The following is a 24,612-nucleotide window of genomic DNA, read 5'->3' as shown; positions in this document are numbered from 1 at the left end:
ATGCCTTAATCAATGGCTTCCAAGACCGGAGGTTTAGCAACAGCATCGTGTGATGCCGACTGCGGCTCAGGTTTGGTGGTTTGTCCCTTTTCGGATTCGCTGGAACGCGGCGCCGTTTTATCTTCTCTTCCCAACATCAACAAGCAAGGTGTTAACACTAACGTCAGAATGGTGGCAAACGCCAAGCCTCCTGACACTGCGGTGGCAAGCTGTGACCACCACTGGGTGCTTGGTGCGCCAAACTCAATTTTGCGGTTAACGAGATCGATGTTCATCTCCAACACCATAGGCAGTAGGCCCAGTATTGTTGTGACTGTGGTTAGCATAACGGGACGCAAACGTTGAGCGCCTGTATGCATCACTGCATTGACTTTATCCATCCCTTTAGCCCGCATCTTGTTGTAAGTATCGATAAGAACGATATTGTTGTTTACGACGATACCGGCCAGTGAGATAACTCCGATCCCTGACATAATAATGCCGAATGGACGTTGGAATATCAGCAGACCCAAGAATACCCCGACGGTAGAGAAGAGAACTGCGCTGAGGATCAGTCCTGCTTGATAGAAGCTGTTGAACTGGGTGATCAGAATCAGCGCCATCGCAGCAAGGGCAATCAGAAATGCTTTTTGCAGGAAAGCGGAAGAGTTCTGCTGATCTTCGTTTTGACCACGAATCTTCACATCAAGCGCACCATCAAACTGCATATCAGCAATGGCTTTTTCCACTTCGGGTAGCAACAGGCTGAGGTTGTAGCCTTCGGCCATGTCGGCTTTCAGCTCCAGTACTCGACGGCTGTCAGTGCGATAGATGGTGTTTTGCTTCGGTGAAGGGACTACTTCTGCAAAGTTAGTCACTGGCACCATACCGAGTGCCGTTTTCACTCTAAGTTCATCAAAACGACCGATATCGCGATCTTCTTGTGGGTAGCGTACTAAGATATCCACTTCTTCGTCTGTGTCATCGGGACGATACTCACCGACTTTAAGGCCGTTAGTCACAAACTGAATGGTATTACCCACTAAGGTGGCATCGGCACCAAAACGCGCGGCGTCGTCACGCTTGATCTTGATTTCCCAATCAATACCGGGCTTGTTTCCTGTGTCATTGATGTTAGTAAACGCTGGGTTACCTTCCAACCATTGACGAAGACGCTTGAGCGCATCAGGCATGAGCGTTGTGTCTCGAGAACTGATTTCGATAACGAGATCATTTTCGCTTGGTGGACCGGCTTCAGGGAACTTGAACTCGAGCTCTACACCCGCGATATCTGCTGTCTTTTCTCGTAGCTCAGCAATGATGTCTTTGACGGGCGCACGGTATTGCCAATCAAGTGGATTGAACTGTAGATAGCCAATTTCCTCTTTACCACCCACACGCGTGAAGACACTGTCAATCCCTTCCGTTTCAAGCACACGATCTTCAATTTGACGCATTAGTGCATCTTGCTCGTGAATAGAAAGGTCGCCGTGTGAACGGACCTTCAGCGTGAAGAAGGGAGGATCAACATCAGGGAAGAACACGACACCTAAACCTGCTTTACCGTATGCCATCATGACGGCAACAGCAATGAGGATGGATGCCATTAAGACTTTCCATGGGTGTTTAATCGCCACCGAAAGCGTAGCGAGGTACGCGCGCACAACACCTGTTGTCTGCTTAAAGTTACCCGTTTCAATTGCATGCATTTCTGCCTGTTTTGCCGGGCTGACATACTGCGGGCGACCTATTACTGATCCCAAAACGGGGACAAAGAGCAATGCCATGACCAAAGAGGCCGATAGGGTGGCTATCAACGTCAATGGGAGATAGCGCATAAACTCACCCGTCATGTCAGGCCAGAATAGCAGTGGTGCAAAGGCGGCTAAGGTCGTTGCCGTTGAGGCAGTGATTGGCCAAGCCATGCGTTTAGCGGCTTCGCGGTAAGCTTGTTTACGTGGTACTTGCTCTTGCATACGACGATCAGCGTATTCGGTCACCACAATAGCTCCGTCAACGAGCATACCAACGGCCATAATGAGCGAAAACAGAACAACAATATTGATGGTAATTCCGCTCACCGCTAAAACGAGTAAGCCTGTTAGGAAAGATCCGGGAATGGATATGCCCACCAAGAGTGCTGTTCTTGCACCTAGGATCGCCAGAATGACGACAACGACAAGGATGATCGCAGACAAGATGTTGTTCTGGAGATCATTGAGCATTGTTTTGACGTCTTTGGACTGATCGTAGGTATATTCGATCAGTAGATTCGGCGGCCACTCTTCCATCTTTTGTGCTTCTGCCAACACCGCTTTCACGATATCGACCGTCTCGATGATGTTCTCACCAGCGCGCTTCTTGACATTGAGTACGACCGCAGGTTGACCGTTTAGACGCGCAAAGCTCTCAGGATCACGAAAAGAGCGGCGGACGGTAGCAATATCACCAAACGTGACAACTTGTTTGCCATCGACTTTAACAGGCAGCTCCATGATGTCTTGTAGCGCTTCAAAAACAGAAGGCACTTTCACCGAGAAGCGGCCATAGCCGGTGTCGATGAAACCCGCCGCAACAACACGGTTGTTACGTGAAATCAGGTTAAACACATCATTTTGGTCTAGGCCATAGCTTTCCATCAGCAGTGGCTCAACGAGGATCTCAAGAATATCTTCTCGATCTCCTGCGATGTCGACTTCAAGAATCTGCTTATAGCTTTCGAGTGCATCTTGCAGGTCACGCGCCACTTTGATGATGGTGCGCTCAGGCACGGTTCCGTAGAGTGCCACGTTTAGTGCAGGCTCTTCACTCGCAAGGGTGATTTCGTGAATGGAGGGCTCATCGGTACCATCAGGCAGTTGCGGTTTCGCATCATCGACCGCTTCACGCACATCTTTGAGCGCTTCCTTTAAGTCGGTGCCGACATTGAACTCAATGGTGACAGCGGCATGACCTTCTGTCGCCACTGCCGTCATTTCCTTAATGCCTTCAATTGAGCGCAGCTCAGTTTCGACTGGACGCACCAGTAAGCGCTCAGCGTCGATAGGGCTGATGCCTTGGTGACCGATAGAAACGTACACTACTGGAATAGTGATATCCGGGTTCGCCTCTTTCGGAATTGTGATATAGGTGACGATACCTGCGATGAGTATCAATAGCAGCATCGTCAGCATCGTCCTCGACCGGGACAATGCTGCTTCAATCATACTGTACATTACTTCGTCCTCGTTACGATCACTTGGTCACCTTCACGGACAAAACCTTGCCCAACGGTGATGATATCTGCTTGATCGCCAAGACCCGCTAGCCACACACCATCGGGTTCTACTTTGACAACGTCAATGACAGTAAAAGAGACATAATGCTGTGATTCGTTGTCGATTTGCTTCTCAGTGATGGTTTTTACTCCGAGGTCGCCGAGCTCATTCAATGCCAGCATTGATGGCGCAAGCTTCATTGCGGTACGAGATTCAAGGTTAAGTTCCACTTCCGCGCTGATACCCGCCGCCAATTGCATTTCTGGGTTAGGCAGTGAGAGTTCGAGGGCAAAGGTGTTGGTTTGCTCTGAAGATACCGCGGATTGGTAGCGGAGCGTTGCGTCATACGTCTTGCCATCGATTAAACGAACAGAGGCGCTTTGACCTTCGTTAATGCGATGGATATGGCGCTCGCTAACATCGGCATAAATGACCAGCGGATCGAGATCAACGATTAAGGCGACAGGATCACCCACGCCGAGAAAGTCACCTTTTTGGACATGCATGGTTTGAACAATGCCATCGAATGGCGCTTTGATAACGGTGTTCTCAAGCGCTAACGTGACATTGCGTAAGCTGGCTTTTGCTTCAATGAGATTCGCCTCTGCTTGGCTCAGTGCCACTTCGCCTTGAAGGCCACGAGAACGTAGCGATTTGGCAGCGTTGTACTCTTTCTGGCGTACCTCTACTAACGCTTGCGCGCGACGAAGTTGAATTTCGCGGTCAGCTTTGTCGAGTTGTACGAGGGGTTGGCCTGCTTTGACCGCTTCTCCCTTACGTACAAGGCGCGATTCAACGCGTCCTGAGACTTCTGCCCCAAGTGTTGCAGAACGATCAGGGGCAGTACGCCCGTAGAGGGCAACGGTACGAGTGACGGGTTGTGAAGTAAAGGTCTCAACTTTTACGTTAGCGAGCGGCACGTCAAGTTGGCTTGGTTGTTGGGTTTCCGTCTCTGCTTGGTTAGGCGCGCTAAACAGCCACAAGCAAAGTGCAGAAAAAATGATTACGGAGAAGATCCATGGTCGTTGCGATATTCGTTGCCATAAAGACATTATTTGTCATTCCTTGCCATATACGTTTTCTTATCACAAAGCCAAAGTGGGGGGACTTTGCGTCAATACAACAGATTATCAATAGTAATATTTACGTCTGTTCGTATTCGTACAGAAAATGTGTGTTTTTGTTATATTAAGAGTGCATCAAGAAGACGAATGAGGCATTCGTCACATTTGATTATTTCTTATCTCCGAGATGTATACAATCTCACTAACTGTTTACGATCATGTGTCTTGTTATTTACATGATTTTTTGTGATGTTTCTCGCTAGAAGACAAATCGTCTAGTCAACGGTTGGCAAAGAAGCGGGGCTAATTTAACGCATCTTGTTGCATTCAAGTAAAGGTAGTTGGCGGTTTTATACAATTAAACAACATCTTGTGTTGTCGTGGTCGGGGAAAGTCGGCGTGCCACTTCGCAGTGCGAGACTTAAGTGTTTTATGTTGCGTGGATAGGGATAACAAGACTTATTTTCTGCGCTCATCTTTTCTACGCTCATAGCGCAAACCAACAGCAAGGTGTGCGTGTTGCACACCTTGAAGCAAGCTAAGCGTCAGCGTGTCGACATTAGCGGCTGAACTGACTAATTTTCGTTGTCAATTCATCTGCGAGAGTCGCGAGTGAGTGGCTGACTTCCTGACCAGCGATAGATTGCTTTTGCTGCTCTTCGGCGGATTCATGCAAACCTGAGATTATTCTTGCGATATCACTGGTGACGGTTGACTGCTCTGTGGCAGCTGTCGCCACTTCCGCATTTTGGTCGCGCACTTGCGTAATATCGTTTGCGAGGATGCCCCAGCGTTCGGCCAAGTTGTCGATATGAGTGACAACCTCATCGGTTCGGCTACTGCCTTGGCTCATCGTTGCCACACTGGATTCACTGCCTTGTTTCACCGCAGCCAGTATCTCTTCAATTTCCTCTGTGGACGATTGGGTTTTTTGCGCCAGCGCGCGTACTTCGTCAGCCACAACAGCAAAGCCTCTGCCATGTTCGCCAGCGCGGGCAGCCTCAATAGCAGCGTTTAAGGCGAGCAAGTTGGTTTGTTCTGCGATACTGCGTATTACCGTCATGACTTCATTGACCCGAGCGGCTTGGTCTGAGAGTTCAGTGACCGCAGCACCGGCATCAGCCATGTCACTCTTTAAGTGATGAATCAAGGTAGATACTTGTTGCATCTGGGTGAGGCCTTGGCTTGCACTTGAACGCGTATTCTCAGTTGCTGTGGCGGTGAGCTCGGCGCTGTTAGAGACTAAACCTGCTGAATATGCCATCTCTTCAACAGCGGCAGCGGCTTGTTCAGAATGCTCTTTCTGGGTTAGCGAGACATCCGCTTGTTGGCTCGCGTGCTCTGCCATCGTTTGCGCGGTAGATTGCAAGTTAGAAGCGGTTTGGCTCATGGTGCCCATCAGCACTGTCAGTTGCTTGCTGAGTGCCGCAATAGACTGGTTGAGCGAGCCAATTTCACCTTGCGCCTTGTCGTCAACATTGACGTCGAAGTTACCATGAGACAACTGATCGATTTGCTCTGCGGTTTTGATGAGCGGATCGATGATAACGCGTGACATGATAGCAGCAGCACCGAGTAAGATAAGAATGCCAATGCCGACTAGGATCATCATGGTGATCTTGAGGAGTTGTGCTGAACCCGTAGACAGTTGGCTGCTGTTCTCTATCGCTAGTTGGCTGATGGCGTCACTGGTCTCTTCTAAGAGTTGTGAGGGTTCACGATCAATACCTTTAACGGCTTTGTCGCCAACCGTATGGGAAAAGTCGGCATCAACGAAAGCTTGAAAGCCTATCCGGTAAGCTTGTCCCATCTCCTGATGGGCTGCGACAAAGCGTTGCACCTGCTGTTGCAGACTGGGCTGTTGGTCTAGTAGCGGAATGGTATCTGCTGCGAGTGATTGAATGACGTTTTCTTGTTTAAGAAACCGATTCCAGTATTTATCTCGTTGTTCTTTATCGTGACCTCGGAGTAGCACATTTTTCCATTCTTGAACTTGGCGTTTGAACTCTACGTTGATCCTCTCAACAGATCGCTCAGCGCGAATCTCGTTGTCTAGCAATAGAGAGAACTGATCGAGATTCCTGTTCAGGGTAAACAAAGTAAAACTGGCGGTAATGCTGACTGCAACCACGGCGATGGCGAGGATGGATAAAATCACCGTTTTGATACTACGACTCTTCATGAGTACTCCAAACTTTTTCGACGACATTTACCGAACGATAAATCGATGTTGGTGATGATGTTGCCGGAGGTATTAATAACATCAATAGTGACGACTTATTTTACTTCCGTGTGTTAAGGATAGTTCAGTTACCATGATAATCGATTTAAATATTGACGAAACTCCTTTTTTGGACTGATGTTTATTAATGGGAAAAGTCTCAGGTTTGAGAGGTTGTCATGACAGCCCAACAGCGCTATCAGCAGTTGTCATATATTACGTTCATCGTCATTGGAACGGTGGGAGTCGTTCATCTCATCGTATTACCTAAGCTATTGACGGCAATATTATTAACGGCATGGATGAATTTCCCCTATTGTATTGTCATGGCGATGTTGCTGCATTTCGTCACCAACCCCACCAGCCCAATGTTACTTCATTATGCGTTGCTAATCTTCTGGGGTGTGTCAGTGCTGGTGGCCTTTTATTGTTTGATTTCTATCGTTTTTCATCCGGATCGTATAGTGTCCGTCAGCACGATGGCGCCGTTGGCCATGCTAACGATAGCCACGCCTGCAAGCGTAGGAACACTCATTTTTTTCTCACTTAGAAAACAGTCTCGATAATTGATGGTAATGGGAGAGAGGTTTTAATTCGTAAGGAATATACAAAGATGATCTTTGTTAAGTTAATTTTAGATAAAAATAATGAGTGCGAAATATTTAAAATAACTCAAAGTCGCTATCACTGTCATCCTCAACTAGCGTTCCGTCGTTGAGTAACTCTTCATAGCAATAAAACCGGTTCCTTCCTTTGTTTTTTGCATGATAAAGAGCTTTGTCAGCGTTATCTAGAATGATGGGCAAGTAATCTTTTGTCGATATTTTTGCAAAGCCGCAGCTTACCGTAATTCGTTCGACTTGAGGGAAGGTGAAACTTTCAATGTGTTTACGAAACTCATTGATTTTCATTGCCGCTTCTTCACAGGTCGAAGGAGAAAGGATCACTAAAAACTCTTCACCGCCGAATCGAAATATTTTGTCGTCAGCGGTGAAGTGAAGTTTGAGTTGTTGCGAAAAAATCAATAGCACTTCATCGCCGATGAGGTGCCCAAAGTTATCGTTAACACGTTTAAAGTGGTCAATATCTAAAATGACGAGCCAACAAGATTGGAGATCATTGATCCTTCCATCAGCTTCGTAACGAATGAAGTCGTCTTGCAGTTTATCCTCGATTGTTTTGCGGTTGTAGAGCCCCGTTAACTTATCGCGTTCACTTTCATCGAGTATGCGCAGGTAGTTCTCGTAGATTTTCGCAAAACCTTCGATCAACATGGTAAACGGCTCTGTGGGCTCACACAGATGTAGGTAGAGCATGGCAAAATGCTCGTTATCCAACGGGATTGGATAAAAGTAGTGGAAAGAGGTTGCGGAATGGCGAATTAGCTTCGGGACGTTAGACAGCTTACTGATGGTGAGCTCTTCTATATAGTCGTAGTACTGAGGTTCATGGTGCCATGTCTGTCTTCGACGACCAAGGTGATCTTCGCTTATCGATAAGCTTATAGATTGGAGATAATGTGTACCATCAAAGCGATAGAGTGTTATCGCGGATACTGGAAGCATTTCTGCTAAGGTCGCGACAACACAATAACCAAGGGAGTCAGAGCTACGCTGCTCTGTGATTTCGATGATGGAACGTATGACTTTATCGTCCATTCTTTCTCCGCATATTTTTCTTCCTGTCTCTCAGTGTAGTAGAAACCCTCGTTTTGTTAGTTTTTTGTCAGGCTTTTGACTCGATATAGAGACAGGGCAGTTGAAGTGGTTAAATAAGCCGCATAGTTAGGGCTAACAGAAATGTAAAATGATGGAATTTCATGACTTATCGATTATGAGTGATGTCGAATCAGAAATTGCGGCATTAAAGAGTCAGATGAAACAACGCGAAGCGCAACTCGCCATTGATACTGAAAATGTCACGTTACGTCGATTACTTGACGCTGATATTCGCGAGTTGGCGGCGTTAAAGCAGGAGCAGGCTGAGTATCGGCATGTCATTACGAACTATCGTTCGGGCAGAAACGGTTGGTTGAAGCAACAATCGCTGCCTGATGAAAGCTTAGCTACCCAACAGCCGTAATTGGTATTGGGTAGCGAAAAAAGTACTATTTCTAGAGGCTTAGCATGCTTGAAGCAATGGCGAAATAGATGAGTACACCACTGATATCGGCGATAGAGGTAATCATGGGCGCGCTGGCCGAAGCAGGGTCTAGCTTCAGGTGATGGAGAACAAAGGGTAGCATGGTACCCACCAAGCTTCCGACCATCACAATGGCAATCATACTGACACCGACCACAAGGGCAATCTCTGGGCCCCCGCGATAGAAGCCGAGAGAGTAAACTGCCGCAGCCATACTTAAGCCTAGCCCCATGGAGACAAAGACTTCTCTGCCAAGCATTTTACTCCAGTCTTTGAGTTCTACCTCGCCTGTTGCGAGTGCGCGCACCATGAGTGTTGCAGACTGTGATCCCGCATTACCGCCACTATCAATCAATAGCGGTAAGAAAAAGACCAATGCCACATACGAAGTGATGACATCTTCAAAATGTGCGATGCCTGCGCCAGAAAAAATGTTCCCGAAAACCAGTAATACCAGCCAAACCACGCGCTTTTTATAGAGAAGCGCTGCGGACGCATCTTTTAAGCTTGTGGTTAACTTACCGATATTTGCCGCTTTGTGCATATCCTCGGTGGCTTCTTCCTGAACGACATCAAGGATGTCATCGTGGGTAATAATACCCAATAATTGCTGCTCTTGATTGGTGACAGGGACGGCCATGAGATCGTAGTGAGCAACAATTTGGCTGACTTTCTCTTTATCGGTATCGCAAGTGACTGAAATGACGTCTGTCACCATCAGTTGACGAAGTGTTTGGCTCGGGGCGGCGAGAATAAGATCGCGCAGCGAAACCGTACCGATGAGCTTACGCGTTTCATCGACGATATAGGCGTGATAAACCGTTTCGGCATCCGGCGCGATACGCCTGAGTGTGTTAATGGCTTCCATCGGGCTTAAATCTGGGGCAAGAAAGGCATAGTCCGATGTCATGATTGAGCCAGCAGTCCCTTCAGCGTAGGAAGAGAGTAAGCGAATATCCTCGCGCTCGGCATAGGCAAGCGCAGGTAAGAGTTGCTGTTGCGCATCTTCTGGCATGCGATTGAAGAAGTCAGCACGATCATCCGAGTCCATCGCAGAAACGATTGACGCAAGACGATAACGTGGCAAACGAGTTGCTAAAGCGATTTGATTGCGCTCGGATAGATGACTCACAACTTCGACTTGGTATTTAATCGAAAGCTGAGTGAAGAGCTCAATCACATCGTTACGTGACATCTGATTGAAGCGATTGGCAATATCCGCAGGCTGGCTAGCCATATAAACTTGCTCATCATCGGTGACGATGAGGCGAGGGTCATTATGTAAAATTTCCATCATACATCTCCAGGTCTGAAGATGCAGGGATCTTCAAACCCGTTATAAGTGAACTATTTTAAACCGCCAACTAGGAGGTTCCTGAGAGTTTGAGTTCATGGTTGATTCCTTATGAAAACCACGGGGTGACCAATGATATGGTCGGGCAGGTAGGACTGCTTAGAAAAGAGATATCTTACGCTGCCTCACTCTGGTGAGGCGGACAGGCAACGACCAGAGGGAATTAATAACTGCAATAATGACAACTATCGGGTTCCACGGGTTGCGCTCCTTGTCGATGAAAGATGGCGCGAACGATACAGAAAATTTGTCGAAGCTACCATTACATGATGTAACAAGATATTTGTTAATAATCATCGCTTTAGGTTATCGTTCGCTGTTTGAATTATGGGTGATAATTTTAAAGTGAATGTAGGTAAATTGTTCTGATTAAGAAAATTGATTAATAATCAGGGTTGTACTCCGAATGAAATCCGAATAATATTCGGAATGTTGAGTTTTGGTAAAGATGAAAGATATGAGCCGACAGCAAAAGCGCTTACAACGAGAAAGAGAGATCGTCCACGCCACGATGAAATTGTTAAATGATCAAGGGTTTCTTGATCTCAAAATGGCCGACGTTGCCAAGGTCAGTGAATGCTCAATGGGGGTTGTGTATTCACATTTCGCGAGTAAAGAAGATTTACTGCTGGGTTGTGCGATTGATTTAGTGTCGAAAAAACAGCGCTTTTTGGTTCATCTAAACCAAATGGATGTCAGTGCTGATATGTATATTGCTCTGTTGCCCGTATTGATTTGGGAGTACAACGAACTGCACCCTGGGCAATATGAAATTATGCCGATGGCGTGCATGCCTTCTGTTTGGAAGAGAGCAGCGTCTGCGCGCGTAGACGCGCTGGCAAAGATTGGCGCAGATACGGAAGCGATGGTATTGCCGCGACTAGAGCAAATTTTCACTGAGAGGGGCCACCTTAATGTCAACTGTGCCTATTTCACGACGGGCTTGATGGGGTTGACCATGGGAATTTATGACATTGAAAACTCAGGTTTTGGCTTGATTGATGTGTCGGAAAGTGAAAGTTGTCAGACCCAGCCGATGTTTATCAACCTTTTGAATTTTCTAAAAGGGTGGGGGATTGAGCTCGCGTTAAGCGAGCAGGATTGGCAGTTGGTAAAGGTGATTGCTAACGATCTCATCGCCGAAGTCGATCGTGAATGGGAAGCGGCTTTAGAAAGCTAAATGGCGTATCGCCAACTAATACTATAAGAGCAGCGCTGACTGCTCATTTTTTGGATTTGTTAACGAATAATATTCGGATTTTATTCGAAGAGAAATAGATGGAGACGCGTGATGCCTCTTAACAAGTATAAAACTGCAATATTGGGAGTTGCGATTGTGGCAGCTCTAACGGGATGCCAAGATGAAGAGGCCGAAACTGTCGTCGCTGCTGAGGTCATTCGTCCGGTTAAGCTATTTACAGTACCCGACTCTGCGGAGACCAACTTGCGCCGCTTTCCGGCAAACGTTTTAGCAAGTGAAGAGGCAGTAGTCTCTTTCCGCGTACCCGGTGAAATTGTCTCTTTCCCTGTCAAACCTGCTGATGCGGTTGAAGAGGGCCAGTTGCTGGCGAGGTTGGATGATCGCGACTTTAAAACGGAGTTAATGCTACGTCGGACAGACTACGAGTTAGCATTACGTGACTTTGATCGGGTTAAGAAGCTGCGCGAGAAGCAAGTGCTCTCTCAATCTGACTACGATAACGCCCAAGCCCGGGTCAAGTCGGCAAAAGCGGCATTGAAACTTGCCCAAGATCGTTTGGCCGATACTGTGTTAGTGGCACCCTTCTCGGGACGCATCGCGCAAACGGCGGTAGAGAATTTTCAATACATTCAGCCACAACAGACCATTCTCGTGTTGCAAGACAACAACACGCTGGACATTAGCATTCAATTGCCTGAATCGATTCTTAACCAAGTTGATCAAACCAAAGTTGACCAAGCATACCGCCCACTGGTGACATTTGCGGGTAACGAGACGAGTTATCCCGTGACTTACAAGCAGCATACCACCCAAGCGACACCCGGTACGCAAGCCTATGAAGTTGTCTTCTCGCTCGATGTACCTGATGACGGCCAGACCATCTATCCAGGCATGGGTGCGACGCTGCACATGGATATGCATAAGATTTTGCCGCATCTTGTGGATGAAGAAACTTACCTGCTACCTGTAACGGCGGTATTAGTGAATGATGCCACGGGGACTGCGCAAGTTTGGGTCTATCGCGATGGGGCAGTCACGCCAGTTGATGTGAGTAAACAAGGTGTAAGTGCGGATGGGATCTCGGTATCTGGTGCGTTGCAGCCAGGCGATCAGCTAGTGATGGCAGGACTAAATCAACTCCGCCCGGGCATGAAAGTGAAACCGCTAGAACGTGAGCGAGGATTGTAAGCATGACAATCGCGGCGTATTCAATCAAAAATAGAGTCATTAGCTGGGTGCTGTTTTTATTGCTACTCATTGGTGGTTCTATTTCATTTACTGGTTTAGGGCAGTTAGAGTTTCCTGAGTTTCCTATTCCTCAAGCGATGATTAACACCGTCTATCCGGGGGCCTCGCCGGAGCAAGTCGAGGAAGAAGTTACTTTGCCGATTGAGCGTGCCATCTTGGAATTAGAGTATGTGAAGCATATTGATTCCAATACCACAGCAGGCATGTCACAAATCATGGTGGAGCTTCATGAACGTTATCCTGGCGATGCGCAACCGCAAATCTGGGATGAGCTAAGACGTAAGGTCAATGATGTCCAAGCGGAGTTGCCGCCGGGTGTTTACCCTTCGCAAGTGATCGATGATTTTAGTGATGTTTACGGCATTCTTTTTAACCTCAGTAGCGATGATTACAGCTTCCGTGAGATGGAAAACTACGCTGATTTCCTGCAACGCGAGTTACTTGCTGTTGAGGGCGTTAAAAAGGTCAATATCGCTGGCACCGTGACTGAGCAAGTGGTGATTGAGGTTTCTCAGCAAGATATGCATGCACTTGGCATTGATCCGAGCTGGATACTGAACATTATCTCTAGTCAAAATGTTGTCTCGAATGCGGGTTCGCTTTACGTGCAAGGGCAATCGATCCGTATTCATCCCACCGGTGAGTTTAATGACATCGACGATCTGGCGTCGCTGATCATTAGCCCGCCCGGCAGCAATCAGTTGATTCGTCTTGGTGATATTGCTGATATTCGTCGTCAGTTTGATGAGACACCGACAAACCTCTATCGAAGCAATGGTAAACCTGCGCTATCTCTGGGTATCTCCTTTGCCAAAGGTGTCAATGTGGTTGATGTCGGGATCGCCGTTGACGCGAAACTCGCAGAACTGGAATCTGCACGCCCGATCGGCATGGAAATGAACAAAGTTTACGACCAACCGACCATCGTTGATCACTCTGTGGAAGACTTCCTGATCAGCCTTGCGCAAGCGGTGGGTATTGTTATCGTTGTGCTGTTGTTCGCGATGGGATTGCGTTCCGGTATCCTGATGGGCGGCATCTTACTTTTAACAATCCTCGGTACCTTCATTGGTATGAATGTGCTGTCGATAGAGATCCAGATTATTTCGCTTGGCGCGCTGATTATTGCACTGGGTATGCTGGTTGATAACGCGATTGTTATTACCGAGGGTGTCCTTGTTGGTTTGAAGCGAGGGATGACCAAACTCGATGCGATTAATCTTGTTGTGAAACAGAACCAATGGCCTTTACTCGGGGCGACAGTGATCGCGATTATCGCTTTTGCGCCAATTGGCTTGTCGCCAGATTCTACTGGGGATTTTCTGGGGTCGCTCTTCCAAGTCTTGCTCATCTCTCTGCTGCTAAGTTGGATTGTTGCACTCACATTAACGCCATTCTTCTGTGAACTGATGTTTAAAGAAGAGATTAATGAAGGTGGAGAAGCAGAAGATCCGTACCGTGGTCTGTTCTTTAGCCTTTATCGTGGTTTCTTGACCGTTGCGCTTCGTCACCGTGTCGCAGTGACATTACTGACGCTAGCCATGCTTGTTGCTTCTGTTATTGGTTTTGGCTCTGTACGTCAGGCATTCTTCCCGCCTTCTAATACGCCCATGTTCTACGTGGATGTGTGGATGCAACAAGGGACGGATATTCGTCAAAACCAAGCGACCATGGTGGATCTTGAAGGTTTAGCGAGTGAATTTGAAGGGGTTGAGAACGTCACAACGGTGATGGGGATGGGTGCACAACGCTTCATTTTGACCTATGCGCCGGAAAAAGTGTATCCAAGCTTTGCTCAATTGATCATTGAGGCAACGGATGTTGAAAGCATTGAAAACATGCTACCTGGCATGCAAACCGCGTTCTCAAAAGCGTATCCGGATATTGAGTTTAAGTTTAAGTTGATGGATTTAGGCCCAGCACCGGCGGCTAAAGTTGAAGCACGGTTTTACGGGCCAGATCCAGAGGTCTTGCGTCAATTGGCATCGCAAGCGGTAGAAATTATGGAAAACGAACCGCAAGCGACAGCGATTCGCCATTCATGGCGTGAGAAAACCAATGTCATTCGCCCGACGTTAGATGAGGCCGCAGCCCGTAGAGCGGGGATCAGCAAACAAGCGCTTGATAATACCTTGTTGGTCAACTTCACTGGTCAGCAAGTGGGTGTGTTCCGTGATGGTAGCCATATCTTACCTATGGTGATGCGAGCCCCAGATGCAGAGCGCTTAGATGCGAATAGAATCAATGAGTTGCAGATTTGGTCTCAAGAGCGAAATGCGTGGATACCGCTGGAACAAGTTGTCACAGGGTTTGATGTTGAAAGTGAAAACTCGCTCATTGTTCGTCGTGATTTTAAACGCGTTATCTCTGTGATGTCTGACGTGCGCCCATTCAGCGATGATACGTCTGATTCACTTCGAAATGCGATAAAAGATGAGATTGAGGCGATTACGTTGCCTGATGGCTACAGCTTTGAATGGGGTGGAGAGTACGAGACGCAGCAATCAGCGACAGCAAGCTTGTTCACGTTTTTGCCGATGGGCTATTTAGCTATGTTCCTGATCACGGTTTTCTTGTTCAACACCATACGTCAACCACTCGCGATATGGTTTACAGTGCCATTGGCGATCATTGGTGTCACTGCTGGGTTGCTATTGCTGAACATTCCATTCTCTTTCACTGCATTACTTGGCTTACTCAGCTTGTCAGGCATGATAGTGAAAAATGGCATTGTTCTGGTTGAGCAGATTAATGTGGAAATCGATGAAGGGCAGAGTATTCACGATGCCATTGTCTTAGCCAGTGTGAGTCGTGTTCGACCGGTTTGTATGGCGGCATTGACGACCATGTTGGGTATGATTCCGTTGGTCTTTGATGCTTTCTTCCAGTCGATGGCCGTGACCATCATATTTGGCCTTGGCTTTGCTACGGTATTAACCTTGATTGTACTGCCTGTGGTTTACTCATTATTGTACCGAGTCAGTTACAAATAGGCTGAAGTATAAAGCGGATGAAAAGGGTGACATGAAAATGTCACCCTTTTCATTTTTCTGGGAAACAGTTCACTTTTAATCATTTATTTGCCTTACGCCCTGCAAGGGGACAAAGGCTTTTGCGAGGGTTTGAATATAAATCCTTGTTATCGTTCTTAAAGTTGATTATTTTGTCAATCATGCGAGTGATTTGTAAAGTCGTCGTGCCGCCAGTAATTATGGCGTTGTTAAGTCGCAAAGAGCGAGAATCAATGTTAAACGTTAGTAAGGAATAATAACGATGTTTGAGTCAGATGTATTTGAACGCACAGAGTTAGAAGGAAGAGAAATAAGTGCTAATTTGTACAATTTCACTATTGGTTTAGTGCTTTGTTGGGGTTTTTTTGTCAATTACCTCATGGTGGGGTTTGTACCCGTAGAGCTAATTTATAACATTCCTACCGTCGCGTTTTTCATTGGTTACTTTATAAGTTGCTTTATTGGTATTTGGTTGTTTAGCGCATCAGACAATCCGATCGTGAGTTTTATAGGCTATAACTTTGTTGTTGTCCCATTTGGTTTCATCATCAACATGGTTGTCGCCGTTTATGACCCTGCGCTCGTGATGCAAGCTATTCAGTTGACGGGCATGGTAACAGGGCTAATGATGATTTTAGGTACCCTTTTCCCTGCATTTTTCACTCGCATTGTTGGCGCGTTAACGATCGCGCTTCTTTGCATTATTGTGGTCGAACTGGTGCAACGTTTTGTCTTTGGTATCAGTTCGATTTGGACTGACTGGGCCGTGGCTCTCATTTTCTGTGGTTACATTGGCTATGACTGGGGACGCGCCAATCAAATACCGAAAACCTTGGATAATGCTGTTGACAGTGCGGCTGCCCTTTATATGGATATTATTAACCTATTCTTGCGTATCCTACGTATCTTAGCATCGCGCAATAACTAGTGGATTTAGCATGACAAGTTTTTTTAAAGATTTGCCCAAGGACAAGACTGTTGAGCATTTTGAAGATCTTTTAACGGCTGACAATGTAAGAATTGAACGTATTGTGTCTTATGGTCAAACGTCGCCTGAGGAAGGTTGGTATGACCAAGAAGAGAATGAGTGGGTGATGGTACTAAGCGGCTTTGGTACCTTGCAGTATGAAGATGGTCGCCACCAACATTTAGAAGCTGGAGAATACGCTTTCATCCCGGCAGGGAAAAAACATAAAGTCGTGGCCACCGCGCCAGCCATTGCGACCATCTGGTTGGCCGTTTTTTTTAAAGATTAATATTCACTCGAGGTAGTAACAGTGATTTTGGCAATTGACGTGCAATACGGTGAGGATAGCGCCGTCGCAGCGGGGGTAGTCTTTGAGCGTTGGGACAGTACTGCGGTGACCAAGGAAGTAACGACGCCGATTGATACCGTCGCGCCCTATGAACCGGGGGCGTTTTATAAGCGCGAGCTACCCTGTATCTTGGCGGTGATGGAGGCTGTGAAACTGCCGATTTCGATGGTTATCGTTGATGGCTTTGTAAACCTTGGTGAAGAAGAGAAACCCGGTCTCGGCCAACACCTGTATTCCTATTTAGAGGGGAAAATGCCTGTTGTCGGGGTTGCTAAAAAGCCTTTCGCCGGAACGCCTTCGAAATGTGAAGTGTTAAGAGGCCAAAGCAGCAAACCGCTTTATGTGACCGCTGTAGGGCTATCGTTAGCAGAAGCGAAAAAAGGGGTGCTGACGATGGAGGGTAAGCATCGATTACCTACAATGTTAAAACGAGTGGATCAACTTTGCCGAGGACTTAATTAATGGAAACAGTATTGATTACGGGGGGATCTCGAGGAATTGGTCTCGCGCTAGTTCGACAATTTCTAATCCGCGGCTATCGCGTGGTCGCGACGTTTCGTGGTGAGCATGCCCCAGAAGCACTGAAAACGTTAAAAAACGAAGATCAGTTAGTGTTAAAGCGCTTAGAAGTCACAGACGAGGCGTCTATCAATAAGCTGGCGGCATCGCTGAAATCGTTGCCTATCGATATTTTGATAAATAATGCTGGAATTCTCGGGCCCGTTGCTCAGACGTTGAAGGATACCGATAAACGCGGCTGGCTAGAGACGCTCGAAATCAATACTGTTGCCCCTTTGCTAGTCTGTGAGGCATTGCTATCGAATGTTAGGTTGTCAGAACATGGCCGTATTATTACGATCTCCAGTCAAATGGGGGCACTCAGTCGTCATAGTACGGGGATGTATGCTTACCGTAGTTCTAAGGCCGCGGTAAACAAGGTAATGCAAGTGCTGGCATTAGAGTTGAAAGATGAAAATATTGCTGTTTGTCCTGTGCATCCGGGTTGGGTGAAGACGGAAATGGGCGGTGAGGAAGCGGATATTACCCCTGAAGAGAGCGCAGAAGGGATTGCTAACTTCGCAGTGAAGATGAATATGAGCCATTCCGGTAAGTTCTACACGTGGGACGGTTTTATTCACGAGTGGTAATGTGTCCCTGCAAAGAAACAAAGAAACATAGAAACAAAGAAACAAAGAAACAAAGAAACAAAGAAGCGGAGATGTGATATCTCCGCTATTTTTTTCGCGAATATTATTGATGACGCAAGCGTTATGACTCAGGGCAAATATATGGGCCGATTTTGTCCCAAGGCTGATAATTAGTAGTGTAATCGTTAGGCGCTTTGTTTGCGTTGTAGCTGTGAGCGACATATTCAATGCCCATATGCACGATGTGTTGACCTGCAGAGTATTCACGAGTCGAATCCCATCGAGCTACGCCAAGATCTTCTGGTGTATAGATCAACCATTCCCAAGACCTTGCTGGTTTAATTGAGCCCCATACACCGCTGTTTCTCGGGGTATAGAGTAGTCCTTTATAGCTGACCACTTCCCCACGCTTGTAAAAACCATGACGCTTCTTCCACTCAGGATATTGTGCAGATTGAGCGGCTTCGTCTAAGCAAGAAAGATGATCATTGAGTTTGGATTCGAAGTAAGCCCAACCATCGTCGCTACATGCCCATAGTCGGCCAGAGGCGGGATCAAAAAACGTCTTACCGCGATGTTTGTAAAGCTGGCAAAGTTCAGGATCAGGCATGCCTTTTAGTGTTTTAAAGGCTTCAGATTTCTCCATATCATATGCAGAAACTTGTGTTGCGGAAGAAATTAAAGATACTGCAAATACCGTTCTTATTACGTTTTTCATCTGGCAATCCTTATCTATGGCGAAATTATGTGACACGCATTCAAAAAGCGGCGGGATGATATAGAGGGTCTATTTCTTCGTCTAGTCTAGGTTTGTTTCATTAATGAGACGTAATTTGACAATTAATGTTAATGGTGACGTCGGGCAGGAAAATAAAGTTTGATGTGCTTTGAATGTGTCAAAGTGGGAATGAATTTTTGGAACTAAGGTGTGATGATGTCAGTCAATTTGATCTTCTTTGCCGTTATTACTAGCGTTCGTTATGGGTCGTTTTCAATATATTGTCTGCTTTTTGATCTAGTCGACTAGACCTTCAAAGCAGTGCCGCGATGGCAAACCTAGAAACTCTCGCTGAACAAGCATCTTAAGGTGGCTTGAGTATAAAAGTGAGCACCACAGGCTTCTTTCTCATTTGTTTACCTGAGTATTGTGATAGTTGTGAATTTAGTGATGGCTTAATGTACTCGCTGGTATTAATGACTGAAACTCATTCTGTAGCCAAGTCGCAAACAGTGCAGATGCAGAAGGTGGCTCGATGGCGTCCAAGCTAAGCAGAACATATTGAAAGCCAGAACGATAAAAGCCGAATGGCGCAATTAGGTTTCCCCGTTCAATATCGTCAGCAACCAGAGGGAAGGACCCGATTGCCGCACCTAACCCATCAACGGCTGCCTGCAAACAGAAATAGAAGTGAGCAAATGTCTGCTGTTCAGCATCAAATAACAGTGGCGATGAATGGTGTTCAGAATGACTTCGTTGCCAATCTCGCCATGCATATTGGCGTGTATCACTGTGTAACCGCTTCATTTTTCTAGGGTCTTGCAGGATGCGTTGCCAGTAGCTTGGTGACAGAACAGGCCCCACCCACTCATCGACGAGCGGTTGCTGAACGTAGTGTTGAGGAATAGAAAAGTCATTGCGCCTAATCGCAAGATCATGACCTTGCGCCCCCAGCACGACGGGCCCGCCTGCTGTGGACAAGCGTACTTCGGTTTCGCCTAAGTTGTGGAAATTGGATAGTCTCGGCATGAGCCAACGCATCGTCAATGTGGGTTCACATGAGAGATCGATAACATGCGTTTGCTGCTGCTTTACTTTATCTAAACCAATGGATAGGTCGGCGAACGCACGTTGAGTGTGTTGAAGTAATACTTGCCCGGCCAAAGTGAGAGTGAGTTTTCTCCCCGCTTTTCTAAACAAGGCTTGCCCTAACTCTTCTTCTAGACGCTTTATTTGCTTACTGACCGCGCCATGGGTGATGTGCAATTTAGTTGCCGCTTCTGTCAATGTTTGTGATTGGGCGGCGATATGAAAAGTATGCAAACTTTTAAGATTGCGCATGTGTGAATTTTTCTCACAAGTAGACGGTCGATTAATCGATTATAGAAAGCGAACATTATCATTACAATCCGAATTATCAATAACACTTATTGCAAGAAAGAGATTAAGAATGGAAGTCGTGAGTTTGGTTTTTCTCGGGGTGCTAATGGTAATAAGTCCAGGAGCTGACTTTGTTTTAGTGGTGAGAAATAGCCTAGCACAGGGGCGAAAATGTGGGGTATGGACAGGGTTAGGGATTGGGTCTGCCATCTCTATCCATGTCATTTACTCTTTGCTTGGATTAGGTTACTTAATTTCACAGTATACGGTGATGTTTGATTTACTGCGTTATCTTGGTGCAGGCTATCTGTTCTATTTGGGTGTATCGAGTTTCCGTTCAGGGATGCAAGGACAGACGCAGGCGGTGCAAGTAGAGAGATTGGATCAAGTAGAGATATTGGATAAAGAGGCGTCGATACATTCAGCGTTAAACGCCTATCAACAAGGCTTTCTTTGCAATATGCTGAACCCGAAGACCATGCTGTTTTTTATTAGTATTTTTAGTCAGATTGTGGTCTCTGAGCAAGCGCTGTTACAAGGGGTATTGTATGGGGTCTACTTGGCAATATTGCATGCGGCATGGTTTGCCTCATTGGCTTGCCTACTTACCATTCCCGCCTTTCTCCAGCGGTTTTCACTGTTGAAACCGACAATAGAGAAGTGCTGTGGTGTGGGTTTGATCGGGTTTGGCGCTGCGGTGGTAGTGAATACGTAGCGCTTGGTTAGGTGTGAGAGCGGCCCGCGCTTGGCGGGCCTAGATTCAAGCGATTTAAAACTGGCATCTATCGGGGTAGGTTGTCCGGGTTCGACTGCTTTTCGATGTCTTCCTTAGTGTTAGGGGTCTTTTCGTCATCGGTCATCCACTCTTCTATCGTTTCCTCATGTTCCTCTTCTTGGGCTTTATAAAGTTGTGCTTTCGCTTTTTCCGTCGCCCAGTCGCTGATGCCGTACCAATCGAGATGGCGTGTCGCGATCATCACTATGGTCAGGGTGGCAAAGACGAGGGTCGCTCCCAACATTAAGGCATGATCTTCAGAGCTGAGAATGAGGTAAAGCAAGCCATAAAGGAAGGTGAGTAATCCACCAAATCCGACGCCCCAGCGATAGTTCTTCAATATTGATGCAATATAGAAGGCTAGCAGTGAGACACAGGCGAGGGTTGCTAAGCTATACGCACCTAAAAATCCGACATGCTCAGAGAGTGCAATCAGTAATAAATAGAATACCGACAGTGAGAGTGCGACCAGTGTGTACTGAATTGGGTGGATTCTAAGTTGTTTAAGTACTTCAAATACAAAGAAGCTCACAAAGGTCAGTCCAACAAACAGTAAACCATATTTAGTGCTGCGAATGGATTGAGAGTAAATCTCGATCGGTGACGCCAAGGTGACGCCAAAGCGGTTATAGGCGAGCGCACTGCATTCTCCCTCAATACACTCGTTGAGTTGCTGCATGATGTTGCTGCTAAACTCAGAAACTTGCCATTTCGCATCAAACTTGTCGGTGCCAATATGGCGTTCTGTTGGGAGAAACTGTCCAACAAAACTCGGATGTGGCCAAGCCGCAGACATGGTCACTTGCGTGTCCTTTGCTGTTGGGGTGAACCAAAAACTATCCATACCCCGCAAACTGAGGTGATAACTGAACTCGCCATTACCAACGCTGAGATTGGGCATAGGGACATGTAGTCCTTGCGGATTAAAGCGCATTTGGCTACCCGATTCAAAGTCAATCTGCTTACCTTGCCAAGCGAGCACAGGTTTATTATTGATACCGCGCATATCAGATACGGGCACGGACAAATAAGGATGGTAGATGTTGACAACATCGTCACGATCATAAAGCGCTTGGAGAGGGGAGAGATCGAATTTACCCGCCACATCGAGTTGGGTGGTGTAAACAGGGAAAGAGAAAATACCCCGAGACCGCTCTTGCGTAGACATCGTGGCATTGATGTGCATTTTTTCTGGGATTAAGTAGATCTGCGCTTCTTTTTTCACTGGTTTATCAATGTAGCTTTCGCTCTCTTTGTTCCACGTGGGCGTCAATACCTGATATTGATATTGGATAACAAGAAAGGGACCGAGAAGTTGTTGTTGATCGCTCCAACTGTTGGCAACGCTTTGCTTCGCCTCGCTCTGATAGTAAAGGCGCTCATGAATAAGGTTGGTGATCGCGCCAAGCGCGAAGATGGCAACAAAGCCACTTAGCACCAGAAAGAGGACTTTTTTTGCGAGTTGATATTTCATAAACCTGCTCCGTAGCATCATTTGCCATCAGTTTGCACAGGCTATGTGGGGGTATTATGTGGTTTATGTGTGTTTTTGGTTGGCTTTTGTTGGTAAGTTCAGCGTCGCAATGGCACCTTGACGGCCATTTTTTATGTCGCAGCGTCCCTGATGTAGGAAGCAGATCTGTTTGACAAAACTGAGTCCAAGGCCTGAACTTTTTTTCCCTGTTAAAGGCCGCGGAAGCGAATAGAAGCGTTCAAAAATTCTATCTTTCGCATAGTCTGGAATACCGGGACCTTGGTCTGTGACTTGTACGCTAACTTGGCCTTGATGCTGAAGTATGTTCACCGTAATTTCACCTTCGATAGGACTAAACTCGATGGCGTTGGTGAGCAGGTTTTCAATGGCTTGAGAGAGGAGAAATGGATCCGCGTTTATGATCGCGTCGCCGGCCACCGTGAATTGGAGTTTCTTCTGGTTGAGAGGGATCGAAAGGTGCTTGGTCAGTTGATGCACCAAGTGACTGAGTTTGATCGTTTTACGTTTACCGAGGCTTTGCTTATTTTCTAGTGCGGCCAACGCGAGCAGTTGGTTGATTAAGGTTTCGAGTCTTGCGCTTTCATTTTGGATATTAGTGATGAAGTGTTGTCGATCTTGCTCGGGGATGGGGTGCTCGAGGATTTCAGATGCGCCTTTTATCGCAGCAACCGGACTTTTCATCTCATGCGTCAGACTGTGTATATAATTTTCAACGTAGTGTTTTCCTTCGAGTTCCTCTCGCATTGTCGCCATCGCTTTGGCGAGGTTATCCAACTCAATATCGCTGAACTCGGGCAACGCGACAGCGCTTTCGCCACGACTCACGGTCGTTGCATAGTGGCTAAGTTGTCGTATCGAGCGCGTAAGCCAAAAGCTTAAAATTGCACCTAAGAGGAGCGCAACGATAATTAAACCAATACCAAAGCGTTTTACATTGTATTGGGATACATCGAGGAAAGGCTGTAGTGATAAGTTAGGTTTAATTAAGGTGAGCACCCCGATGACGTTGTCACCAACTTGAATGGGCGCGGCCACATACATCTCAGTAGATGTAGGATCCGCCGGATCGGCGAGGGTGGATCGTGCACCATATTCGCCGTTGAGGGTCCAATACACGTCATTCCAGCGTGAATAGTCTTTTCCTAATTCGCTAGGATCTGTGTGGTAAACCACGATGCCTTGGTCGTTGGTGATGTAGAGTCGTAACAGGCTTTCCGTTTTTTCTTTTGACCAAATTTGCGCGTTGATCTGTCGCTGTTGAAAACGTCGAAAAGCGTGATGAAAATTGCCATTTTCAAGCTCACCGTTGACGAAATCTCGGGTAGCAATTTCAGCAAGCAGGTTGGCTGAGTCAACAAGGGTTTCTTCTGTCGCTTGCCGTAGGCCGGGTTTTAACTCATTCATCAATGTATTGAGCTGGAGCGTTAGCCCGATACCGATCAATAGGAAGAAAAAGAGGCAAAGTCGCAACCCAAAGCTGATTTTTAGCCGTTTAGTCATGAGTGATACTCAGGCTGTAGCCTAGGCCACGGTGGGTCTTAATCGGATCGAAGTCAGGCTCGATTTGCTTCAGCTTAGCGCGTAGCCCTTTGATGTGCGTATCGACTGCGCGATCAAAACTGCCACAATTGTCACTCCAAACGGCTGTCATGAGTTGCTCTCGACTAAAGACACGCTCTGGCTGAGACAGCAGGGTTTTCAGTAAGCCATATTCATAGCGTGTCAGGTTCAGTAAGGTACCTTGATAATGAATCTGCTTTTTAGCGTCATCGCTTAGGAAAAGCGAGGTATTTGCGGGTGGCTGGCTTTGCGTGTTGATATGGGGGACAGGATGGCCGAGTGTCTTATCAATTATGGGTTTATGGACGCGTTTGAGTATCACTTTGACCCGCGCCACCAGCTCTCTTGGGCTAAAGGGTTTGGTGACATAGTCATCACCGCCAATTTCAAGTCCAACCACTCGGTCTATTTCATGATCACGCGCAGTAAGAAAGATAATGGGGACATCACTAAACTCTCGAATGGCCTTGCAGACTTCAAAACCATTCATGTCAGGTAGTCCAACATCAAGAATGACGAGGTCCATTGGGGTGGACTTGAGCATCGCGATGGCAGCCTCGCCGAGTAAGCAGTGCGTAGGCGAAAAGCCATCTAATTTGAGGGCATAGACGATATTGTCAGCAATACTTTGCTCATCTTCAACGATTAAGATCTGCATCAAACTAACCTAAAATTTGAGAGAATAGTCAGTACTGGAACGACCATGGCATCGAAATACGTTCTTATAGAGGCTTTATACGCAC

At 46.7% G+C, this 24,612-nt stretch carries 20 protein-coding genes; 10 read left to right on the top strand and 10 right to left on the bottom strand.

Going from position 1 to position 24,612, the window contains the following annotated elements; genetic code table 11:
• Positions 1 to 5: 5 nt before the first annotated feature.
• The 3 genes from TSUB_RS22980 to TSUB_RS22970 form a co-directional block, all read right to left on the bottom strand.
• Positions 6 to 3,194, bottom strand: coding sequence for an efflux RND transporter permease subunit (locus tag TSUB_RS22980; RefSeq protein WP_087016816.1), 3,189 nt, complete (start codon positions 3,192 to 3,194; stop codon positions 6 to 8).
• A complete protein-coding gene (locus TSUB_RS22975; protein WP_087016814.1) occupies positions 3,194 to 4,288 on the bottom strand; it encodes an efflux RND transporter periplasmic adaptor subunit in 1,095 nt (364 codons plus the stop codon). Before TSUB_RS22975 ends, TSUB_RS22980 begins: the two co-directional genes overlap by 1 nt.
• 571 nt (positions 4,289 to 4,859) lie before the next feature.
• Positions 4,860 to 6,482 (bottom strand): methyl-accepting chemotaxis protein, encoded by a 1,623-nt coding sequence (locus TSUB_RS22970; protein ID WP_159064773.1) that lies wholly within the window; start codon positions 6,480 to 6,482, stop codon positions 4,860 to 4,862.
• Positions 6,483 to 6,700: 218 nt separating this feature from the next.
• Here TSUB_RS22970 and TSUB_RS22965 point away from each other — a divergent pair, with 218 nt between their 5' ends.
• Complete coding sequence (locus tag TSUB_RS22965; RefSeq protein ID WP_087016810.1) at positions 6,701 to 7,087, top strand: hypothetical protein; 387 nt, start codon at positions 6,701 to 6,703, stop codon at positions 7,085 to 7,087.
• A gap of 96 nt (positions 7,088 to 7,183) precedes the next feature.
• On the opposite strand, the gene TSUB_RS22960 is transcribed toward TSUB_RS22965, so the two are convergent.
• Positions 7,184 to 8,179 (bottom strand): GGDEF domain-containing protein, encoded by a 996-nt coding sequence (locus tag TSUB_RS22960; RefSeq protein WP_221274613.1) that lies wholly within the window; start codon positions 8,177 to 8,179, stop codon positions 7,184 to 7,186.
• A gap of 148 nt (positions 8,180 to 8,327) precedes the next feature.
• Between TSUB_RS22960 and TSUB_RS22955 the strand changes: the two genes are divergently transcribed.
• Complete coding sequence (locus TSUB_RS22955; RefSeq protein WP_159064772.1) at positions 8,328 to 8,603, top strand: hypothetical protein; 276 nt, start codon at positions 8,328 to 8,330, stop codon at positions 8,601 to 8,603.
• A 31-nt stretch (positions 8,604 to 8,634) separates the two neighbouring features.
• Here TSUB_RS22955 and mgtE read toward each other — a convergent pair whose 3' ends face one another.
• The gene (gene mgtE, locus TSUB_RS22950) at positions 8,635 to 9,960 is read right to left on the bottom strand and encodes a magnesium transporter (RefSeq protein WP_087016804.1); all 1,326 of its coding nucleotides are present in this window, start codon (positions 9,958 to 9,960) and stop codon (positions 8,635 to 8,637) included.
• A 514-nt stretch (positions 9,961 to 10,474) separates the two neighbouring features.
• On the opposite strand from mgtE, the gene TSUB_RS22945 reads away from it, so the two are divergent.
• The 7 genes from TSUB_RS22945 to TSUB_RS22915 all read left to right on the top strand — a co-directional run bounded on the left by TSUB_RS22945 (position 10,475) and on the right by TSUB_RS22915 (position 17,941).
• On the top strand, positions 10,475 to 11,197 hold the full coding sequence (locus TSUB_RS22945) for a TetR/AcrR family transcriptional regulator (RefSeq protein WP_159064771.1): 723 nt from the start codon (positions 10,475 to 10,477) through the stop codon (positions 11,195 to 11,197).
• 156 nt (positions 11,198 to 11,353) lie between these two features.
• The gene (locus tag TSUB_RS22940) at positions 11,354 to 12,406 is read left to right on the top strand and encodes an efflux RND transporter periplasmic adaptor subunit (RefSeq protein WP_159064770.1); all 1,053 of its coding nucleotides are present in this window, start codon (positions 11,354 to 11,356) and stop codon (positions 12,404 to 12,406) included.
• Between the two features lie 2 nt (positions 12,407 to 12,408).
• The gene (locus TSUB_RS22935) at positions 12,409 to 15,459 is read left to right on the top strand and encodes an efflux RND transporter permease subunit (protein ID WP_087016798.1); all 3,051 of its coding nucleotides are present in this window, start codon (positions 12,409 to 12,411) and stop codon (positions 15,457 to 15,459) included.
• Between the two features lie 280 nt (positions 15,460 to 15,739).
• A complete protein-coding gene (locus tag TSUB_RS22930) occupies positions 15,740 to 16,405 on the top strand; it encodes a Bax inhibitor-1 family protein (RefSeq protein ID WP_087016796.1) in 666 nt (221 codons plus the stop codon).
• 10 nt (positions 16,406 to 16,415) lie between these two features.
• Positions 16,416 to 16,733 (top strand): cupin domain-containing protein, encoded by a 318-nt coding sequence (locus tag TSUB_RS22925; protein WP_087016794.1) that lies wholly within the window; start codon positions 16,416 to 16,418, stop codon positions 16,731 to 16,733.
• Positions 16,734 to 16,754: 21 nt separating this feature from the next.
• The gene (locus TSUB_RS22920) at positions 16,755 to 17,255 is read left to right on the top strand and encodes an endonuclease V (protein ID WP_087016792.1); all 501 of its coding nucleotides are present in this window, start codon (positions 16,755 to 16,757) and stop codon (positions 17,253 to 17,255) included.
• The gene (locus TSUB_RS22915; RefSeq protein WP_087016790.1) at positions 17,255 to 17,941 is read left to right on the top strand and encodes an SDR family oxidoreductase; all 687 of its coding nucleotides are present in this window, start codon (positions 17,255 to 17,257) and stop codon (positions 17,939 to 17,941) included. Before TSUB_RS22920 ends, TSUB_RS22915 begins: the two co-directional genes overlap by 1 nt.
• A 121-nt stretch (positions 17,942 to 18,062) precedes the next feature.
• Here TSUB_RS22915 and TSUB_RS22910 read toward each other — a convergent pair whose 3' ends face one another.
• Both TSUB_RS22910 and TSUB_RS22905 read right to left on the bottom strand, forming a co-directional pair.
• Positions 18,063 to 18,659, bottom strand: a complete 597-nt coding sequence (locus tag TSUB_RS22910; protein WP_087016788.1) for a hypothetical protein — start codon at positions 18,657 to 18,659, stop codon at positions 18,063 to 18,065.
• Between the two features lie 444 nt (positions 18,660 to 19,103).
• Complete coding sequence (locus TSUB_RS22905; RefSeq protein WP_087016786.1) at positions 19,104 to 20,000, bottom strand: LysR family transcriptional regulator; 897 nt, start codon at positions 19,998 to 20,000, stop codon at positions 19,104 to 19,106.
• A 109-nt stretch (positions 20,001 to 20,109) separates the two neighbouring features.
• Between TSUB_RS22905 and TSUB_RS22900 the strand changes: the two genes are divergently transcribed.
• A complete protein-coding gene (locus TSUB_RS22900) occupies positions 20,110 to 20,754 on the top strand; it encodes a LysE family translocator (protein ID WP_087016784.1) in 645 nt (214 codons plus the stop codon).
• Positions 20,755 to 20,821: 67 nt separating this feature from the next.
• On the opposite strand, the gene creD is transcribed toward TSUB_RS22900, so the two are convergent.
• The 3 genes from creD to creB form a co-directional block, all read right to left on the bottom strand.
• Entirely contained in the window at positions 20,822 to 22,288 is a 1,467-nt protein-coding gene (creD, locus tag TSUB_RS22895) for a cell envelope integrity protein CreD (RefSeq protein ID WP_159064769.1), read from the bottom strand.
• Positions 22,289 to 22,351: 63 nt separating this feature from the next.
• Complete coding sequence (gene creC / locus TSUB_RS22890) at positions 22,352 to 23,809, bottom strand: two-component system sensor histidine kinase CreC (protein ID WP_087016780.1); 1,458 nt, start codon at positions 23,807 to 23,809, stop codon at positions 22,352 to 22,354.
• Positions 23,802 to 24,527, bottom strand: coding sequence for a two-component system response regulator CreB (creB, locus tag TSUB_RS22885; RefSeq protein WP_087016778.1), 726 nt, complete (start codon positions 24,525 to 24,527; stop codon positions 23,802 to 23,804). The genes creC and creB overlap by 8 nt, the downstream gene beginning before the upstream one ends.
• Between the last annotated feature and the right edge of the window lie 85 nt (positions 24,528 to 24,612).

Origin of the sequence: Thaumasiovibrio subtropicus, from assembly GCF_019703835.1 — a bacterium.
Classification (GTDB): domain Bacteria; phylum Pseudomonadota; class Gammaproteobacteria; order Enterobacterales; family Vibrionaceae; genus Thaumasiovibrio; species Thaumasiovibrio subtropicus.
The sequence above is the reverse complement of the archived record's forward strand: the minus strand, read 5'-3'. Positions and strand labels throughout refer to the sequence as shown.